The sequence below is a fragment of the Enterobacter sp. 237C8 genome (assembly GCF_034106865.1).
In the GTDB taxonomy this organism is placed as follows: domain Bacteria; phylum Pseudomonadota; class Gammaproteobacteria; order Enterobacterales; family Enterobacteriaceae; genus Enterobacter; species Enterobacter asburiae_B.
On the sequence record NZ_JAWNDF010000003.1, the window covers coordinates 281,244 to 300,448 of the forward strand.

At 56.2% G+C, this 19,205-nt stretch carries 17 protein-coding genes; 11 read left to right on the forward strand and 6 right to left on the reverse strand.

Annotated elements, in window-relative coordinates; translation table 11 throughout:
- The 6 genes from lptB (at position 1) to npr (ending at position 4,260) form a co-directional block, all read left to right on the forward strand.
- The gene (gene lptB / locus USF70_RS13160; RefSeq protein WP_033146751.1) at positions 1–726 is read left to right on the forward strand and encodes an LPS export ABC transporter ATP-binding protein; all 726 of its coding nucleotides are present in this window, start codon (positions 1–3) and stop codon (positions 724–726) included.
- A gap of 47 nt (positions 727–773) precedes the next feature.
- A complete protein-coding gene (gene rpoN / locus USF70_RS13165; protein WP_047060252.1) occupies positions 774–2,207 on the forward strand; it encodes an RNA polymerase factor sigma-54 in 1,434 nt (477 codons plus the stop codon).
- Positions 2,208–2,229: 22 nt separating this feature from the next.
- The gene (gene hpf / locus USF70_RS13170; protein WP_008501444.1) at positions 2,230–2,517 is read left to right on the forward strand and encodes a ribosome hibernation promoting factor; all 288 of its coding nucleotides are present in this window, start codon (positions 2,230–2,232) and stop codon (positions 2,515–2,517) included.
- Positions 2,518–2,599: 82 nt separating this feature from the next.
- A complete protein-coding gene (gene ptsN, locus USF70_RS13175) occupies positions 2,600–3,091 on the forward strand; it encodes a PTS IIA-like nitrogen regulatory protein PtsN (RefSeq protein ID WP_008501443.1) in 492 nt (163 codons plus the stop codon).
- Positions 3,092–3,136: 45 nt separating this feature from the next.
- Entirely contained in the window at positions 3,137–3,991 is an 855-nt protein-coding gene (gene rapZ / locus USF70_RS13180; RefSeq protein ID WP_014885397.1) for an RNase adapter RapZ, read from the forward strand.
- A complete protein-coding gene (npr, locus tag USF70_RS13185) occupies positions 3,988–4,260 on the forward strand; it encodes a PTS phosphocarrier protein NPr (RefSeq protein ID WP_003861872.1) in 273 nt (90 codons plus the stop codon). Before rapZ ends, npr begins: the two co-directional genes overlap by 4 nt.
- A 39-nt stretch (positions 4,261–4,299) precedes the next feature.
- On the opposite strand, the gene mtgA is transcribed toward npr, so the two are convergent.
- From mtgA to lptF, 5 genes are all read right to left on the reverse strand, one after another.
- Complete coding sequence (gene mtgA / locus USF70_RS13190; protein ID WP_094934468.1) at positions 4,300–5,025, reverse strand: monofunctional biosynthetic peptidoglycan transglycosylase; 726 nt, start codon at positions 5,023–5,025, stop codon at positions 4,300–4,302.
- On the reverse strand, positions 5,022–5,675 hold the full coding sequence (gene elbB / locus USF70_RS13195) for an isoprenoid biosynthesis glyoxalase ElbB (protein WP_094934469.1): 654 nt from the start codon (positions 5,673–5,675) through the stop codon (positions 5,022–5,024). The genes mtgA and elbB overlap by 4 nt, the downstream gene beginning before the upstream one ends.
- A 232-nt stretch (positions 5,676–5,907) precedes the next feature.
- A complete protein-coding gene (arcB, locus tag USF70_RS13200) occupies positions 5,908–8,241 on the reverse strand; it encodes an aerobic respiration two-component sensor histidine kinase ArcB (protein WP_320735689.1) in 2,334 nt (777 codons plus the stop codon).
- A gap of 135 nt (positions 8,242–8,376) precedes the next feature.
- A complete protein-coding gene (gene lptG / locus USF70_RS13205) occupies positions 8,377–9,459 on the reverse strand; it encodes an LPS export ABC transporter permease LptG (RefSeq protein WP_024906346.1) in 1,083 nt (360 codons plus the stop codon).
- Positions 9,459–10,559, reverse strand: a complete 1,101-nt coding sequence (lptF, locus tag USF70_RS13210) for an LPS export ABC transporter permease LptF (protein ID WP_320735690.1) — start codon at positions 10,557–10,559, stop codon at positions 9,459–9,461. The genes lptG and lptF overlap by 1 nt, the downstream gene beginning before the upstream one ends.
- 266 nt (positions 10,560–10,825) lie before the next feature.
- On the opposite strand from lptF, the gene pepA reads away from it, so the two are divergent.
- The 5 genes from pepA (at position 10,826) to ahr (ending at position 17,452) form a co-directional block, all read left to right on the forward strand.
- The gene (gene pepA / locus USF70_RS13215; protein WP_023309366.1) at positions 10,826–12,337 is read left to right on the forward strand and encodes a leucyl aminopeptidase; all 1,512 of its coding nucleotides are present in this window, start codon (positions 10,826–10,828) and stop codon (positions 12,335–12,337) included.
- Between the two features lie 86 nt (positions 12,338–12,423).
- On the forward strand, positions 12,424–12,867 hold the full coding sequence (gene holC, locus USF70_RS13220) for a DNA polymerase III subunit chi (RefSeq protein WP_008502815.1): 444 nt from the start codon (positions 12,424–12,426) through the stop codon (positions 12,865–12,867).
- The gene (locus USF70_RS13225; RefSeq protein ID WP_320735691.1) at positions 12,867–15,722 is read left to right on the forward strand and encodes a valine--tRNA ligase; all 2,856 of its coding nucleotides are present in this window, start codon (positions 12,867–12,869) and stop codon (positions 15,720–15,722) included. The genes holC and USF70_RS13225 overlap by 1 nt, the downstream gene beginning before the upstream one ends.
- 123 nt (positions 15,723–15,845) lie before the next feature.
- On the forward strand, positions 15,846–16,349 hold the full coding sequence (locus USF70_RS13230) for a GNAT family N-acetyltransferase (RefSeq protein WP_033146756.1): 504 nt from the start codon (positions 15,846–15,848) through the stop codon (positions 16,347–16,349).
- 83 nt (positions 16,350–16,432) lie between these two features.
- Positions 16,433–17,452 carry an NADPH-dependent aldehyde reductase Ahr gene (ahr, locus tag USF70_RS13235; RefSeq protein WP_033146757.1) on the forward strand — a complete coding sequence of 340 codons (1,020 nt, stop codon included), beginning with the start codon at positions 16,433–16,435 and terminating at the stop codon, positions 17,450–17,452.
- A gap of 92 nt (positions 17,453–17,544) precedes the next feature.
- Here ahr and USF70_RS13240 read toward each other — a convergent pair whose 3' ends face one another.
- Positions 17,545–19,191: a dihydroxyacetone kinase subunit DhaK gene (locus USF70_RS13240; RefSeq protein ID WP_182382756.1), complete on the reverse strand. Its 1,647-nt coding sequence runs from the start codon at positions 19,189–19,191 to the stop codon at positions 17,545–17,547.
- Positions 19,192–19,205 lie beyond the last annotated feature (14 nt).

Below are 19,205 nucleotides of genomic sequence, written 5' to 3' on the forward strand. Positions count from 1 at the left end.
ATGGCAACATTAACTGCAAAAAATCTCGCGAAGGCCTACAAGGGCCGCCGTGTCGTAGAAGATGTCAGTCTGACCGTCAACTCCGGCGAAATTGTAGGGCTGCTTGGCCCTAACGGTGCGGGTAAAACCACCACCTTCTACATGGTCGTTGGCATTGTGCCGCGCGATGCCGGCAATATTATCATTGACGATGAAGACATCAGCCTTCTGCCGCTACACGCGCGCGCGCGTCGCGGGATCGGCTACCTGCCGCAGGAAGCCTCCATTTTCCGTCGTCTTAGCGTTTACGATAACCTGATGGCGGTCCTGGAAATTCGTAACGATCTGACCAGCGAACAGCGTCAGGATCGTGCCAACGAGTTGATGGAAGAGTTCCACATTGAGCATCTGCGCGACAGCCTCGGTCAGGCACTCTCCGGGGGTGAACGCCGTCGTGTTGAGATTGCACGTGCGCTGGCCGCAAACCCGAAATTTATCCTTCTGGATGAACCGTTTGCCGGCGTTGACCCGATCTCGGTTATCGACATTAAACGCATCATTGAACACCTGCGTGACAGCGGGCTTGGCGTACTGATCACCGACCACAACGTCCGTGAAACGCTGGCCGTGTGTGAACGCGCGTATATTGTCAGCCAGGGCAATCTGATCGCCCACGGTACGCCGCAGCAGATCCTCGAAGACGATCATGTTAAGCGCGTCTATCTTGGGGAAGACTTCAGACTCTGATAGGGTAGAGGTAACGTAACGCCGAACCGGAGAAAAATGCTCTGAACATGAAGCAAGGTTTGCAATTAAGGCTCAGCCAACAACTGGCAATGACGCCGCAGCTACAGCAGGCAATTCGCCTGTTGCAACTGTCCACGTTAGAACTTCAGCAGGAGCTCCAGCAGGCGCTGGACAGCAACCCCCTGCTGGAACAAACCGATCTTCATGACGAGGTAGATACTCAGCAGTCACAGGATACAGAAGCGCTCGACACCGCGGATGCACTCGAACAAAAAGAGATGCCCGACGAGCTACCGCTGGATGCCAGCTGGGATGAAATCTACACCGCCGGAACCCCTTCCGGTACGCGTGCAGACTACCAGGATGATGAGCTACCAGTCTATCAGGGAGAAACCACCCAGTCGCTGCAGGATTACCTGATGTGGCAGGTGGAACTTACCCCCTTCTCCGATACCGACCGCGCGATTGCCACCTCAATTGTCGATGCCGTTGACGACACCGGCTATTTGACCGTCACGCTGGACGATATCCTGGAAAGCATGGGCGACGAAGAGATTGAACTTGAGGAGATCGAAGCCGTTCTGAAGCGCATCCAGCGTTTCGATCCGGTAGGCGTGGCCGCAAAAGATCTGCGCGACTGCCTGCTGATCCAGCTTTCTCAGTTCAGCAAAGAGACGCCATGGCTCGACGAGGCGCGTTTAATCATCAGCGATCATCTGGATCTGTTGGCCAACCACGATTTCCGCAGCCTGATGCGCGTCACGCGCCTGAAGGAAGAGGTGCTGAAAGAAGCGGTAAATCTGATCCAGTCGCTCGATCCGCGCCCGGGACAGTCGATCCAGACCAGCGAGCCCGAGTACGTCATCCCGGACGTGCTGGTGAGAAAACACAATGACCGCTGGGTCGTTGAACTGAATTCAGACAGCATCCCTCGCCTGCAAATCAACCAGCAGTATGCCTCCATGTGCACCAGCGCGCGTAACGACTCCGACAATCAATATATTCGTAGCAATCTTCAGGAAGCGCGATGGTTGATCAAAAGTCTGGAGAGCCGAAATGATACGCTGCTGCGCGTCAGCCGCTGTATTGTCGAACAGCAGCAGGCGTTCTTTGAGCAGGGCGAAGAGTATATGAAACCGATGGTACTGGCGGATATCGCCCAGGCCGTCGAAATGCATGAATCAACCATTTCCCGTGTCACCACGCAGAAGTATCTGCACAGTCCACGCGGTATATTTGAGCTTAAGTATTTCTTCTCCAGCCATGTGAATACCGAGGGCGGCGGCGAAGCGTCGTCAACGGCCATTCGTGCCCTGGTGAAGAAGTTGATCGCCGCGGAGAACCCCGCGAAGCCACTAAGCGACAGTAAGTTAACCACCATGCTGTCCGATCAGGGTATTATGGTGGCACGTCGTACTGTTGCGAAGTATCGAGAGTCTTTATCCATTCCGCCGTCCAACCAGCGTAAACAGCTGGTCTGACACAACCGATAAGGAAGACACTATGCAGCTCAACATCACTGGACAAAACGTCGAAATTACTGAGGCTTTACGCGACTTTGTGAACGCGAAGTTTGCAAAACTCGAGCAGTATTTCGAAAGGATCAATCAGGTCTATATTGTGTTGAAAGTGGAGAAAGTGACTCATATCTCGGATGCCACCCTGCATGTTAACGGGGGTGAACTGCATGCCAGTGCGGAAGGGCAAGACATGTACGCTGCTATCGACGGCTTGATTGATAAGCTTGCACGACAGCTCAATAAACATAAAGATAAACTGAAACAACACTAATTGTCCGGGCAGTTAACGGGTGCAGGACGGCCTGTTGTGAAACACAACAGGCCATTTGTACAGTTAGCGCTTAGGTGAAATTATGATGAACAACGATTCCGCTCTTCAACTGAGCAATGTCCTTAACCAGGAATGTACCCGCAGTGCGGTTCACTGCCAGAGCAAAAAACGTGCGCTGGAGATCATCAGTGAACTGGCTGCCAAACAGCTGGGCCTGCCGCCGCAGGTGGTGTTCGAAGCGATTCTGACCCGTGAAAAAATGGGCAGTACCGGTATCGGCAACGGCATCGCGATCCCGCACGGCAAACTGGAAGAGGATACCCTGCGTGCCGTTGGTGTGTTTGTGCAGCTTGAAACACCCATCGCCTTCGATGCCATTGATAACCAGCCCGTCGATCTCCTCTTCGCGCTGCTGGTACCTGCCGACCAGACGAAAACCCATCTGCATACGCTGTCGCTGGTCGCAAAACGTCTGGCCGATAAAACCATTTGCCGTCGACTGCGCTCGGCCCAAAGTGATGAAGAGCTCTATCAAATTATCACTGAAGCAGAAGGCAATCAGGATGATGCATAACCAGGAGATGGCCTTCACATCTGTTGTCCTGAGGAGAAACGGAACATGGTGCTGATGATTGTCAGTGGCCGTTCAGGGTCGGGGAAATCCGTTGCTCTGCGCGCCCTGGAAGACATGGGTTTTTACTGCGTCGATAACCTGCCGGTCGTGTTGTTACCCGATCTGGCCCGCACGCTGGCGGAGAGACAAACCTCTGCCGCCGTCAGTATCGACGTTCGTAACATGCCTGAATCGCCAGAGATCTTCGAACAGGCCATGAGCAACCTGCCTGACGCGTTCTCGCCTCAGCTGCTGTTCCTCGATGCAGACCGCAATACGCTGATCCGCCGCTACAGCGATACCCGTCGTTTGCACCCGCTATCCAGCAAGAACCTCTCTCTGGAGAGCGCTATCGATGAAGAGAGCGACCTGCTGGAGCCGCTGCGTTCTCGTGCCGACCTGATTGTCGACACCTCTGAGATGTCCGTTCACGAGCTGGCGGAAATGCTGCGTACCCGGCTGTTGGGTAAACGCGAGCGCGAACTGACGATGGTGTTCGAATCCTTCGGCTTTAAGCACGGTATTCCGATTGATGCGGATTATGTTTTCGACGTGCGCTTCCTGCCGAACCCGCACTGGGATCCAAAACTGCGTCCAATGACCGGTCTGGATAAGCCGGTGGCGGCGTTCCTCGACCGGCACACAGAAGTACACAATTTTATCTACCAGACGCGAAGCTACCTTGAGCTATGGTTACCTATGCTGGAGACAAACAATCGTAGCTACCTGACGGTGGCGATTGGCTGTACCGGCGGTAAACATCGTTCGGTTTACATCGCCGAACAGCTGGCCGACTATTTCCGCTCGCGCGGGAAGAACGTTCAGTCCCGTCATCGCACGCTGGAAAAACGTAAAACATGACCGTAAAACAAACCGTTGAGATCACCAACAAGCTGGGTATGCATGCACGCCCGGCGATGAAGTTGTTTGAGCTGATGCAGGGTTTCGATGCAGAGGTTCTGCTGCGGAATGACGAAGGCACCGAAGCGGAGGCGAACAGCGTGATTGCGCTGCTGATGCTGGATTCCGCCAAAGGGCGCCAGATTGAAGTAGAAGCCACCGGCCCTCAGGAAGAGGAAGCGCTGGCGGCGGTGATTGCCCTGTTTAACGCAGGATTCGACGAAGATTAAGGTCTGCTATTCAGGCGGGTAGCGCTGCGCTTACCCGCCCTACATAAGATTATTACGCTGCATAAACCCCTCTCCACCCAGCTGATTCATCTGGCGCATAATCCACGCCTGACGGCTTCGCACATAACCTGATGGGGCACTGGCCTTAAAGCGGATAGGGTTCGGTAACACAGCGGCCAATAGCGCTGCTTCTGACATGCTCAGACGGCTGGCTGGCTTATTGAAATACCGCTGTGCGGCAGCTTCCACGCCAAAAATACCATCGCCAAACTCAGCGACGTTGAGATAGACGGTCAGAATTCGTTTTTTGCTCCAGACCGTTTCCATCCCCAGGGTCAACCCCGCTTCCAGCCCTTTTCGCACCCAGCTTCGACCATCCCACAGAAACAGGTTTTTGGCCGTCTGCTGCGACAAGGTTGATGCCCCGCGCACGCGGTTTTCATGGCGTTCGTTATGGGCTAGCGCCTTCTCAATGGCCGCCACGTCGAACCCCCAGTGCTCCGGGAATTTCTGGTCCTCCGCCGCGATGACCGCCAGCCCCATGAACGGGGAGATCTCGTCCATGCTCACCCAGTCAGAGTGGGCAACATAGCTGAAATCGCCGCTGAACCACGCGCCGAGCTGGCGCTCAACCATAACGGCAGAGAACGGAACCGGCATAATGCTGAATAAAGCCAGCCCGCCTCCCCAGAATACCGCCAGCACAAGTACGATGCGCAAGAGAAAACGTTTCACCCCTGCGCCTGCGGCAAATTTACGCCTCATTCAGTCAGCACCAGCACGCGAGCCACCAGCTTTTCAATACCTGAGGCCGCCTCAGCGATATTATTCGCCAGCATATAAGCCGGCGTGGTGACAATTTTGTTATCTTCATCAACCACAATGTCATCAACCGGGCACGGAACGTGTTCGCCCCCCATTTCCTCGACGATCTCTGCGGTATCAATATCCGTCCCGATAGTCAGGCGCAGCGGGAAATCAAAAATCCTGGGCAGCATTGCCGGCGCGATGCAGATAAAGCCCTGCGGTTTTCCTGCCGCGTGCATGGCCTGCGACAGCGCCTTTAAATGAGGATCGACCTGACACTCCGCTCCCTGCGCAGCAAAGGTACTGAGATTTTTGGCCGCGCCAAACCCACCCGGCACAATAAGCGCATCAAGCTCTGTAGGGTCTGCCTGAATAAGAGGATGGATATCACCTCGCACAATACGCGCGGCTTCAATCAGTACATTACGGGTTTCCGCCATCGGCTCGCCGGTCAGATGATTAATCACATCCGCCTGATTTTTGTCCGGCGCAAAACAAATAACCTCTGCTCCCTGCTTAGCCAGGGCCAGCAGCGTGATTACGGCTTCATGTATTTCAGAACCATCGTAAACACCGCATCCGCTCAGCACGACACCAATCTTTTTCATCATGACAATCCTTTTCTGCAACTTGCTGAAGCACATTAATAATTTTGATTAAAACGCTATGCTTCACACATTTCACTGATTCATGTAACAAACCATTTAAGATTTGCTATCTTATCTGCGTGCGGCCTAAATTTTTCAGGCAGCGCCCTTTCGAAAATAACTTTATAAAACAGGCGCAGCCACGATTTCCCTGGTGTTGGCGCAGTATTCGCGCACCCCGGTTAATCCGGGGTCATTTTTTTCTGGCGTCGACCCAGGCTTTAAGCACCGCCACATCGTTTTGCCACTCTTGTTTCATCTCTTCAACCCAATCACCCACGTTATCTTCCCATGCAGGTAAATCAGGCGACTGAATCTGTTGACCCAGCTGCTGCAGATGGCGTAAACCGACCGAACCGGCGGCGCCTTTGATTTTATGTCCTTCTTCGACGATGCCCTTCTGGTCCCGGGCGGTCAGGTTTGATTCCAGCACGCTCAGATAGCCCGGCATCATTTTTTCGAACACCGCCAGACCATCGGTAATCAGTTTCGGACCCACCAGTTCGATGTACTGCTCCAGCATCGCGGTATCGAGTATCGTTTGGGCTTTTGCGCTATCAACAGACGTCATGGTGCTCTCCTCTTCATCACGGGTATCCCAGAACTTTTTAATCATGGCGGTCAGAGCAGGCACCGCTAGCGGCTTGCTGAGTACATCGTCCATACCGGCATCGAGATACTCTTTTTTGTCTTTCAGCACGTTCGCCGTCAGCGCCACCAGCGGCGGCAGCTCGTCGTCCGCGTACTGACGCGTCAGCTCACGAGAGATATCCAGCCCGGTCATATCCGGCAGCTGAATATCGAGCAGAACAAGATCGTATTCGCCCGGTTTAAACATATCCAGCGCGGCCTTACCGGTCATCGCGACATCCACGCTATTGCCCAGTTTTTCCAGCACCGAGCGCGCCACAATCACGTTCAACTCAATGTCTTCTACCAGCAGGACGTGCAGCGCGGGCAGCGGCATGTCGTCGTTTTCAAAGGTATCCTCAACTTCCTCCGCCACCGCCGGCGCATGGACCGTCAGCGTGAAGGTTGATCCTTTGCCCGGCTGGCTGACAACGGTGATATCGCCCCCCATGCTCTTCGCCAGCCGCTTAGAGACCGCCAGGCCAATGCCCGTTCCTGTCGCCGGTTTCCCGCCGTTGCTGTCCTTCACCTGGTAGTACATCGCGAAAATTTTGTCCTGCTCCTCCTGCGGAATACCCATCCCGGAGTCTTCCACCTCGAAGTGCAGCATATCGCCTTCGTCAAAGCGGATGCGCACCGCCACCTGCCCCTTCTGGGTAAATTTCACCGCGTTGCTGATGAGATTCCACAGGATCTGACGCAGACGCGTGCCGTCGGTCACCACTTTATGCGGCAGCGGCAGGGTGGGATCCATGACAAAGCTCAGTCCCTTCTGCTGCGCCTGCAGGCCGGAGAGATTTTCGAGGTCGGCAAGGAAGCTGGTGAAATCAACCGGCTGATTATCAAGCTGAACTTTACGGCGCTCCATCTTATCCATATCAATAATATCGTTGAAGATATTACCCAGCGTGACCGCGGATACATGGATAGTCTTGAGGTATTTTTCCTGCTCTGCGGTCAGGTCGGTATCCAGCAGAATACGGCTCAGCCCGACAATGCCATTAAGCGGCGTACGCAGCTCGTGGCTGATGGTGGAGATAAAGGTAGTCTTATCGCGGCTGGCGCGCTCCAGGGCATCCTGGTAGCGCTTACGCTCGGTGATATCGCGGCCAAAGCCCATCAGGCCGTGGCGTTTCCCCACGCGGTCATAGTAGGGCACCTTACGGATCTCAAAGCAGGCCTTGCGTCCGTCCGGGTAATCCAGCCACTGTTCATAGGTCAGCGAGACGTTATGGCGGAATACTTTTTCGTCCGTCTCCATAACCTTGGCCGCCGCCTCTTCAGAGTAAACGTCCTGCGGCTTCAGGTTAATCAGCTGCTTCTCGCTTTTCCCGGTGAGCAGCTCCATCGCCCGGTTACAGCCGGAAAATTCTTTATCTTCATTACGGTAAAACACCAGATCCGGCGAAGCATCGAGGAACGACCGCAGGAAAGAGGATTGCTGCTCAAGCTGGATCTGCGTGACCTCGCGCTCTTTCATTTCGATTTTCAGCTGCTCCAGCGTGGCCTGACGCTCGGCTTCCGCCTTCTCACGATCGGAGATCTCCTGATTCAGCTGCGCAATGTTGTCTTTAAGCTGGACGTTGAGCTTCAGGTCGCGCTCGCGCATCTCTTCCAGTTTATCGACCAGTTTTGACAGACGCTGACGGGACTCTTCCAGCTGTTCAACCACCACGGAAAGGAAATAGACCGCCCAGGGCGTAATGAGCAAGCCAAAGAAGATGGAGCGGATGACGTCGATACTCTCGACCTGACCATGCAGAACCATGGTGACGGCCATTTGTACGACAATGGCCAGAACGACCAGCGCCAGCGCAAGCAGCATGGAGAAACGCACCAGCCCAAGCTTCATCATCAGGTCGACGTAATACTGGGCAAGCATTCGAATTTGCTTCATAGAGGATCCCTTCACGACTTTATCGCTCAATAATACTCAAATTCAGGGCGAGGCGTTGAAGGTTGTGAGAAAAAGTGCGGGGTGAAACAGGAGATTAGCCTCGCTCCCGGTTAACCGGAAGCGAGGAGAGGTCAATCAGGAGCGTTTCAACAGCAGCCAGAGGCTGATCAGGAGGAAACTGGCGCTTGGCAGCAGCGCACCAATTATCGGCGGAATGCCATAAACCAGCGTTAGCGGACCGAAGATCTGATCGAGCACGTAGAACACAAAGCCGAAACTGATACCGGTCACGACGCGCACGCCCATCGGCACGCTGCGTAACGGGCCGAAGATAAACGACAGCGCCATCAGCATCATCACCGCCACGGACATCGGCTGGAAGATCTTGCTCCACATGTTGAGCTGGTAACGTCCGGCGTCCTGCCCGCTCGACTTCAGGTATTTCACATAGTTGTGCAAACCGCTGATGGAGAGCGCGTCAGGATCCAGCGCCACAACACCGAGCTTATCGGGCGTCAGGTTGGTTTTCCACGTACCGGTTACCGTCTGAGAACCCGTAATCTGTTTCGGATCGGTCAGGTTAGACTCATCAACCTGGGACAAACGCCACTGTTTATGTTCGGCGTCAAATTTCGCCGAAGAGGCGTGGCGGACTGACTCCAGACGGCGCTGGTCATCGAAAGCATAGATGCTCACCCCACCCAGCTCATCATTCCCCTTCACCCGTTCGATGTAGACGAAGTTTTTACCGTCTTTCGCCCATAAACCTTGTTGGGTCGAGAGCAGCGAGCCGCCGTACATGGCCTGCGCACGGTAGTTACGCGCCATCTGTTCACCCTGCGGCGCGACCCACTCGCCAATCGCCATGGTCAACAGCACCAGTGGGATCGCGGTTTTCATTACCGACAGCGCAACCTGCATGCGGGTAAAGCCCGAGGCCTGCATAACGACCAGCTCACTGCGCTGCGCCAGCATCCCCAGCCCCAGCAGCGCGCCCAGCAGGGCCGCCATCGGGAAGAAGATCTGTACATCTTTCGGCACGCTGAGCAGGGTATACATCCCCGCGCCCATCGCGTCATAGCTCCCCTGGCCGGCTTTTTTCAGCTGATCGACAAATTTGATAATGCCGGAGAGCGACACCAGCATGAACAACGTCATCATGATGGTGGTAAAAATGGTTTTACCGATATAGCGATCAAGAACGCCAAACGCCTGCATTAGATGGCTCCTTTACGCGAGAATCGGGCACGTATGCGGCGCACAGGCACCGTATCCCACAGGTTTAATCCCAGCGCCAGTAAGATGTACAGGCTGTTGACGAACCATGTCCAGACCATAGGGTCCAGCTTACCCTTCGCGCCGTTAGAACGAATCGAGGTTTGCAGCAGGAAATAGATCAGGTAAAGCAGCATCGCCGGCAGCATAGAGAGCACGCGGCCCTGGCGCGGGTTCACCACGCTCAGCGGAACGACAATCAGCGCCATCATAAACACGGTGAATACAAGCGTAATACGCCAGTGGAACTCAGCACGCGCTCTGTCGGTATTGGTATTCCACAGGGTACGCATGTCCATTTGCTCGGTATCCGTTGGATCGAGCGCCACCGCCTGATGGCCGATAATGGCCTGATAGTTCTGGAAATCCGTAATACGGAAGTCGCGCAGCATGGCTGTGCCTTCGAAACGGGTGCCTTTGTTCAGCGTCACGATCTGAGAACCATCTTTGCGCTGAGCAAGCTGACCGGAGTCTGCAACCACCACGGAAGGACGCGCGTTACCTTTGGGACGTAACTGCGCCAGGAATACGTCGTTGAATTTACTGCCGTCAACGCTCTCAATGAACAGCACGGAGTTGCCGTCGGTCGCCTGCTGGAATTGACCCTGGGCTAAGGCTGCCATGCCGGGGTTGGCTTTCGCTTCGGCCAGCACTTCGTCCTGATGACGGGAAGACATGGGACCCGCCCACATCACATTCACCGCCGCGACAATACCCGTGAACAGCGCCAGTATCATGGCCGCTTTCACCAGTACTGCTTTGCTCAGGCCACAGGCATGCATCACCGTGATTTCACTCTCGGTGTAGAGTTTCCCAAGCGTCATGAGCAGGCCAAGGAAAAGACTTAGCGGCAGGATGAGCTGCGCCATTTCCGGGATCCCTAAGCCAAGCAGGGAAAGCACCAGATTTGTTGGAATTTCGCCGTCAACGGCCGCACCGAGGATCTTAACCAGCTTCTGACAGAAAAAAATCAGCAGCAGGATGAAGAGGATCGCCAGTTGGCTTTTGAGCGTCTCCCGCACCAGATATCTTATGATTATCACTTTAAATACGCCCGTAAAAACCCGTCTCTTTGCTGGAAAATCGCTTGTTTCATGGCTTAAACGTCATTTATTCTCTTGAGTCGTCGAAATCATCGCTAAGATTAAAACATCCGGCGGATTCACGCTTCAGGACTTTTTCTGACGTGTCGAAACCGTAGTAACGTAAGATTAACACGAAGTCACCACAACAGCGGACATGAGTTACGAAAGGTTTCAATTCTATCCGTAGCTGCCGCCGTTGTCTTTAAGATTCAGGAGCGTAGTGCATGGAGTTCAGTGTAAAAAGCGGTAGCCCGGAGAAACAGCGGAGTGCCTGCATCGTTGTGGGCGTCTTTGAACCACGCCGGCTCTCCCCGATCGCCGAGCAACTCGATAAAATCAGTGACGGCTATATTAGCGCCCTGCTGCGCCGTGGCGAACTGGAAGGCAAACCTGGGCAGACGCTGTTACTGCACCATGTTCCGAACGTACTGTCAGAACGTATTCTGCTGATTGGCTGCGGCAAAGAACGCGAGCTGGATGAACGTCAGTATAAGCAGGTAATTCAGAAAACAATCAATACGCTGAATGATACTGGCTCAATGGAAGCCGTCTGCTTCCTGACGGAGCTGCACGTTAAAGGGCGTAACACCTACTGGAAAGTGCGTCAGGCGGTTGAAACGGCAAAAGAGAGCCTGTACAGCTTCGATCAGCTGAAGACCAATAAAAGCGAGCCGCGTCGTCCGCTGCGTAAAATGGTCTTTAACGTGCCAACCCGTCGCGAGCTGACCAGCGGCGAACGCGCGATCCAGCACGGTCTGGCGATCGCGGCCGGCATTAAAGCGGCCAAAGATCTCGGCAACATGCCGCCTAATATCTGTAACGCGGCGTACCTGGCCTCTCAGGCACGTCAGCTGGCCGACGCCTACAGCAAAAACGTCATTACCCGCGTCATCGGCGAACAGCAGATGAAAGAGCTGGGGATGCACTCTTACCTTGCGGTCGGTAACGGCTCGCAGAACGAATCCCTGATGTCCGTCATCGAGTACAAAGGCAATCCGTCCGAAGACGCGCGCCCGATTGTGCTCGTCGGTAAAGGCCTGACCTTCGATTCCGGCGGTATCTCCATCAAGCCTGCCGAAGGCATGGATGAGATGAAATACGACATGTGCGGTGCGGCGGCGGTTTACGGCGTGATGCGCATGGTCGCGGAACTGCAGTTGCCTATCAACGTGATCGGCGTACTGGCGGGCTGCGAAAACATGCCTGGCGGGCGCGCCTATCGTCCGGGTGACGTTCTGACCACCATGTCCGGCCAGACCGTTGAAGTGCTGAACACCGACGCCGAAGGCCGTCTGGTGCTGTGTGACGTGCTGACCTATGTTGAGCGCTTCGAGCCGGAAGCGGTGATTGACGTCGCTACCCTCACCGGAGCCTGTGTGATTGCGCTGGGTCACCATATCACCGGCCTGATGTCGAACCACAATCCTCTGGCGCACGAGCTTATTGGTGCCTCAGAGCAGGCCGGGGACCGCGCATGGCGTCTGCCGCTGGGTGACGAGTATCAGGATCAGCTTGAGTCTAACTTTGCGGATATGGCGAACATTGGCGGACGTCCTGGCGGGGCGATCACCGCGGGCTGCTTCCTGGCACGCTTCACCCGCAAGTACAACTGGGCACACCTGGATATCGCGGGCACCGCATGGCGCTCCGGTAAAGCCAAAGGCGCAACCGGCCGTCCAGTGGCGCTGCTGTCGCAGTTCCTGCTGAACCGCGCAGGTTTTAACGGCGACGAGTAAGTCAAAACGGCAGTAAACCGTAGGCCGGGTAAGGCGAAGCCGCCACCCGGCTTAAGCATTTAAAGTGAGCACAAGAAGCCCCATATATGAAGAATGCAACGTTCTACCTTCTGGACAACGACACCCATCAGGATGGCCTCAGCGCCGTAGAACAGCTGGTGTGTGAAATTGCCGCAGAACGTTGGCGCGCAGGTAAACGCGTTCTGATTGCCTGTGAAGATGAACAGCAGGCGATTCGCCTGGATGAAGCGCTGTGGGCGCGCCCCCCGGAGAGTTTTGTGCCGCATAACCTGTCGGGCGAAGGCCCGCGCGGCGGTGCACCGGTTGAAATTGCCTGGCCGCAAAAGCGCAACAGCAGCGCGCGCGATATTCTGATTAGCCTGCGGATAGATTTTGCAGATTTTGCCACCGCTTTCACAGAAGTGGTAGACTTTGTCCCTTACGAAGAATCTTTGAAACAACTGGCGCGCGAACGCTATAAAGCGTACCGCCTGGCTGGTTTTAACCTGAATACGGCAACCTGGAAATAATGGAAAAGACATATAACCCACGCGATATCGAACAGCCGCTTTACGAGCACTGGGAACAGCAGGGCTATTTCAAGCCTAACGGCGACGAAAGCAAAGAGTCCTTCTGCATCATGATCCCGCCGCCGAACGTCACCGGCAGTTTGCATATGGGTCATGCTTTCCAGCAGACCATCATGGACACCATGATCCGCTATCAGCGTATGCAGGGTAAAAACACCCTGTGGCAGGCGGGGACTGACCACGCGGGTATCGCGACCCAGATGGTGGTTGAGCGTAAAATTGCCGCTGAAGAAGGAAAAACCCGCCACGACTACGGTCGCGACGCGTTCATCGACAAAATCTGGCAGTGGAAGGCGGAATCCGGCGGCACCATTACCCGTCAGATGCGCCGTCTCGGCAACTCCGTGGACTGGGAGCGCGAGCGCTTCACCATGGACGAAGGCCTGTCCAACGCCGTTAAAGAAGTCTTCGTCCGCCTGTACAAAGAAGACCTGATTTACCGCGGCAAACGCCTGGTAAACTGGGATCCAAAACTGCGCACCGCCATCTCTGACCTGGAAGTGGAAAACCGCGAGTCTAAAGGCTCCATGTGGCACATCCGCTATCCGCTGGCCGATGGCGCAAAAACCGCCGACGGCAAAGATTACCTGGTGGTCGCAACGACCCGTCCGGAAACCCTGCTGGGCGATACCGGCGTGGCCGTTAACCCGGAAGATCCGCGTTATAAAGATCTGATCGGCAAATTCGTGGTGCTGCCGCTGGTAAACCGCCGTATTCCGATTGTGGGCGACGAACACGCCGACATGGAAAAAGGCACCGGCTGCGTAAAAATCACCCCGGCGCACGACTTCAACGACTATGAAGTCGGCCGTCGTCACGCCCTGCCGATGATCAACATTCTGACCTTCGACGGTGATATCCGCGAAAGCGCAGAAGTGTACGACACCAAAGGCAACGAATCCGACGTTTACTCCAGCGACATCCCGGCTGAGTTCCAGAAGCTGGAGCGTTTTGCCGCGCGTAAAGCCATCGTGGCAGCCGTTGACGCGCTCGGCCTGCTGGAAGAGATCAAACCTCACGATCTGACCGTGCCGTACGGCGACCGTGGCGGCGTGGTTATCGAGCCAATGCTGACCGACCAGTGGTACGTGCGTGCCGACGTGCTGGCGAAACCGGCTGTGGAAGCGGTTGAAAACGGCAGCATTCAGTTCGTGCCGAAGCAGTACGAAAACATGTACTTCTCCTGGATGCGCGACATTCAGGACTGGTGTATCTCTCGTCAGCTGTGGTGGGGTCACCGTATTCCGGCGTGGTACGACAACGAAGGCAACGTTTACGTTGGCCGTAGCGAAGACGAAGTGCGTCAGGAAAACAACCTGAGCGCGGACGTTGCGCTGCGTCAGGACGAAGACGTGCTGGACACCTGGTTCTCCTCCGCGCTGTGGACCTTCTCCACCCTCGGCTGGCCAGAAAACACCGACGCGCTGCGTCAGTTCCACCCAACCAGCGTGATGGTGTCCGGCTTCGACATTATCTTCTTCTGGATTGCCCGCATGATCATGATGACCATGCACTTCATCAAAGACGAAGACGGCAAGCCGCAGGTTCCGTTCCATACCGTCTACATGACCGGTCTGATCCGCGACGATGAAGGCCAGAAGATGTCCAAGTCCAAGGGTAACGTTATTGACCCGCTGGACATGGTTGACGGTATCTCTCTGGAAGATCTGCTGGAAAAACGTACCGGCAACATGATGCAGCCGCAGCTGGCTGAGAAAATCCGCAAGCGTACCGAGAAGCAGTTCCCGAACGGGATCGAGTCTCACGGTACCGACGCCCTGCGCTTCACCCTGGCGGCACTGGCCTCAACCGGTCGTGACATCAACTGGGACATGAAGCGTCTGGAAGGTTACCGTAACTTCTGTAACAAACTGTGGAACGCCAGCCGCTTCGTGCTGATGAATACCGAAGATCAGGATTGCGGCTTCAACGGCGGCGAGAAGACGCTGTCTCTGGCAGACCGCTGGATCCTGGCGGAATTCAACCAGACGGTGAAAGCGTTCCGCGAGGCGCTGGACAGCTACCGCTTCGATATCGCGGCGGGCATCCTGTATGAATTCACCTGGAACCAGTTCTGCGACTGGTATCTGGAGCTGGCGAAGCCGGTGATGAACGGCGGCACTGAGGCGGAACTGCGCGGCACGCGCAACACGCTGATTACCGTTCTGGAAGGTCTGCTGCGCCTGGCGCATCCGGTCATTCCATTCATCACCGAAACCATCTGGCAGCGCGTGAAGGTGATTGCAGGCATCAACGCCGATACCATCATGCTGCAGCCGTTCCCGGAATTCGATGCGGCCAAGGTTGATGAAGCGGCGTCCGCGGATACCGAGTGGCTGAAACAGGCGATCGTTGCGGTACGTAACATCCGTGCTGAAATGAACATCGCCCCAGGCAAACCGCTGGAGCTGCTGCTGCGTGGCTGCAGCGAGGCTGCCGTTCGTCGCGTCACCGAGAATAACACCTTCCTGAAAACCATGGCGCGTCTGGAAAGCATCACCGTGCTGCCTGCGGATGACAAAGGTCCGGTTTCCGTGACCAAAATCATCGACGGCGCCGAGCTGCTGATCCCGATGGCGGGCCTGATCGACAAAGACGCCGAGCTGGCTCGTCTGGCGAAAGAAGTGGCGAAAGTCGACGTGGAAATTGGCAAAATCGAAAGCAAGCTGGCGAACGAAGGCTTTGTCGCCCGCGCGCCGGAAGCGGTCATCGCGAAAGAGCGCGAGCGTCTGGTTGCCTTCGCCGATGCGAAGACCAAGCTGATCGAGCAGCAGGCGGTTATCGCAGGCCTGTAATGCTTTTACCCCTTACGCTTCAGGGCGTAAGGGGTATCCTTCCTGAAAACTCCTCGCTTGCACTCCCCTTTCTGCGGTGCTATTAACAGCAGTTATGTGTCAATTTTTGTAATGAGTAATGCTATGAGCGTGATTACCCCCGTCGCGACGACGATGCGCCGGATCGCTGAGCAGGATAACCCGGCAATCGCCGCCGTTATCCGCACCGTTTCTGCCGAATATGGCCTGACGGCTGACAAAGGCTACACGGTTGCCGACCCGAACCTGGACGAGCTTTACCAGCTCTACAGCCAGCCAGGGCATGCCTACTGGGTAATCGAGCTGAACGGTCAGGTTGTGGGCGGCGGCGGCGTGGCGCCCCTCAGCTGCAGCGAGCCGGATATCTGTGAGCTGCAGAAAATGTATTTTCTGCCAACGGCGCGCGGGCAAGGGCTGGCGAAAAAGCTGGCGCTGATGGCGCTGGACCACGCGCGCAAGCAGGGTTTTACCCGCTGCTACCTGGAAACCACCGCTTTCCTCAAAGAGGCCATCGGCCTGTATGAACATCTGGGCTTTGAGCATATCGATGCGCCGCTGGGCTGTACCGGCCACGTTGATTGCGAAGTCAGAATGCTGAAAAGTCTGTAAGTTTCGTTCCTGCCCTGTTCTGTTAAGCGGCTGTAAACTGAATGCTCTACACTCTCAGTTCACACCACAACGGGGGAAACACGATGTCGAAGATAAAAAGCTACGCCGCACCGCAGGCGGGTGCAGAACTTGAGCTGTACGAGTACGATGCGGGCGAACTAAAAGCAGAAGACGTCGAAGTACAGGTTGATTACTGCGGGATCTGCCACTCGGATCTCTCGATGATCGATAACGAATGGGGCTTCTCGAGCTATCCGCTGGTTGCCGGGCACGAAGTCATTGGCCGCGTCGTGGCGCTCGGTAGCGCCGCACAGGACAAAGGGCTGAAGGTAGGCCAACGCGTGGGTATTGGCTGGACGGCACGCAGCTGTGGTCACTGTGACGCCTGTATCAGCGGGAATCAGATCAACTGCCTCGAAGGCGCCGTTCCCACCATTCTGAACAAAGGCGGTTTTGCCGACAAACTGCGCGCCGACTGGCAATGGGTGATCCCGCTGCCGGACAGCATTGATATCGAATCCGCAGGTCCGCTGCTGTGCGGCGGTATCACCGTCTTCAAACCCCTGCTGATGCACCATATCACCGCCACCAGCCGCGTGGGCGTCATCGGTATTGGCGGTCTGGGCCATATCGCCATCAAGCTGCTGCACGCGATGGGCTGTGAAGTCACGGCGTTTAGCTCGAACCCGGCGAAAGAGAAAGAAGTGCTGGCGATGGGTGCGGATAAAGTCGTTAACAGCCGCGATCCTGACGCGCTGAACGCGCTGGCTGGGCAGTTTGACCTGATCATCAACACCGTTAACGTCGATCTCAACTGGCAGCCGTACTTTGAGGCGCTGGCCTACGGCGGTAACTTCCACACCGTAGGTGCCGTGATGAAGCCGCTGCCGGTTCCGGCGTTTACCCTGATCGGCGGGGATCGCAGCGTGTCAGGCTCCGCGACCGGTACGCCGTTTGAGTTGCGCAAGCTGATGAAGTTTGCCGGACGCACCAAAGTGGCGCCGACCACCGAACTGTATCCGATGTCGAAAATCAACGAAGCGATCCAGCACGTGCGTGACGGCAAAGCCCGCTACCGCGTGGTGTTGAAAGCGGATTTTTGATGTGACATATGCGGGGAATGTGCGGCCTGATGCCCTCACCCCAACCCTCTCCCACAGGGAGAGGGCGCACACACTAAAAGCGGTAACGGCCGTTACCGTTTTGCATCTTCCATGGCCTTAAACACCTCCGCCACCGCGACCGCACCGGGATCCATTACCCCATCCAGATTCTCTTTATTCACATACGATGAGCGCCCCGCACCGGCTTTCGCCATTTTCGCCGTTGCTTCGGCACCGTGCTGTGCTGCCTTCGCCGCCGCCTCGATATCGCCTTTCAGCAACGCCTCCAGCGCCGGCTGCAGCGCGTCGATCAGGGTACGATCGCCGAGATCTGCCCCACCGTACTGCTTCATCTGCGCCAGCCCGCTGAGCAATGCCTCGGGCAGCGGCTGACCATCGTGAAGCTTTTGCCCGGCCGCGGTGAAGAAGATCGACATCAGCACCCCGCTCGATCCGCCCATCACCGTCGCCAGCCGCTCGCCCACCAGCAACAGCAGCGTCGATACGTTATCAAGCGGGAGCTTGCGATCCTCCAGACGCTGCGCAATATCCCGCGCCCCTTGCGCAAAAGTGGAGCCGGTATCGCCGTCGCCCACTTTGGCATCCAGCGCGTTCAGTCGGTTTTCCAGCTGGAGCAGCGTTTTCGTCACCGAGGAGACATACTCGCCCACCCGCAGATTGTCCGACGGAGTGTATTCCACGCGATCGTGAATGGCGGTATGCGCCACGGTGCGCAGTGGCGCAAACGCCACGGGCTTCTGCCAGCCCAGCGTTTCGACCTCGGCGTGAATCGCCTTTTCAAAGAAGTCATTGAGCTTCAGCAGCGTGAGCGAAAAGCCCTTCATGTCCAGCGCGCTCACCAGCGGCGCGGGGCCTATCAGGTACGCGATCTCCTCTTTCAGCGCCGAATGCGCCAGCTCTTTGGTCAGCAGCGCCATCTCCAGCGCCGATACGCCGCCGAGATTGTTAATCAATACCGCAAACCGCCCTTCTCCCGCCTGCGCGCGTAACGGCGTCACCAGCGTGTCGATAATGGCTTTACTGTTCTGCGTATCCACGACGGAAGCACCGGGCTCGCCGTGAATGCCCAGCCCCAGCTCGACATGGCCCTGCTTAATGCGCCCCTCTTCCTCGTCGCTGCCCGGCAGGTTGCACGTTTGCATCGCAACGCCCAGGCTCCAGAGGTTATCGCAGGCCTGTTGCGCAATATCCCGCACCTCGCTTAGCGATTTACCGTGCTCCGCCGCATAGCCCGCAATCTTGTGCACCAGTGCCGTACCGGCAATACCGCGCGGCTGTTTGTTATCCGGCAGCGCGATATCGTCCGCCACGATCGCCATCTCCACCTTCAGGCCGTAGCGTTTGGCCTTTTCTGCCGCCAGACCAAAGTTCAGGCGATCGCCGGTGTAGTTTTTGACGATCAGCAGACAGCCGCGATCGCCCGTGACCGCCACAATGGCGTTCAGCACCGCATCCACGCTCGGCGAGGCAAACAGATCGCCACACACTGCCGCCGTCAGCATCCCTTTGCCAACAAACCCGGCGTGCGCGGGTTCGTGGCCTGAGCCGCCGCCGGAGATCACCGCCACGCGGCTTTTGTCCCAGTCGCCGCGGGCGACGATCCTGATGGCCGGATCGATATCAAGTTTGACGAGATTTGCGTGTGGCGCAGAAAGCAGTATGCCTTCAATGGCATCGTTGACCAGCTGTTTGCGATCGTTAAAGAAGAATCTGGACATCGTTTCCCACTATT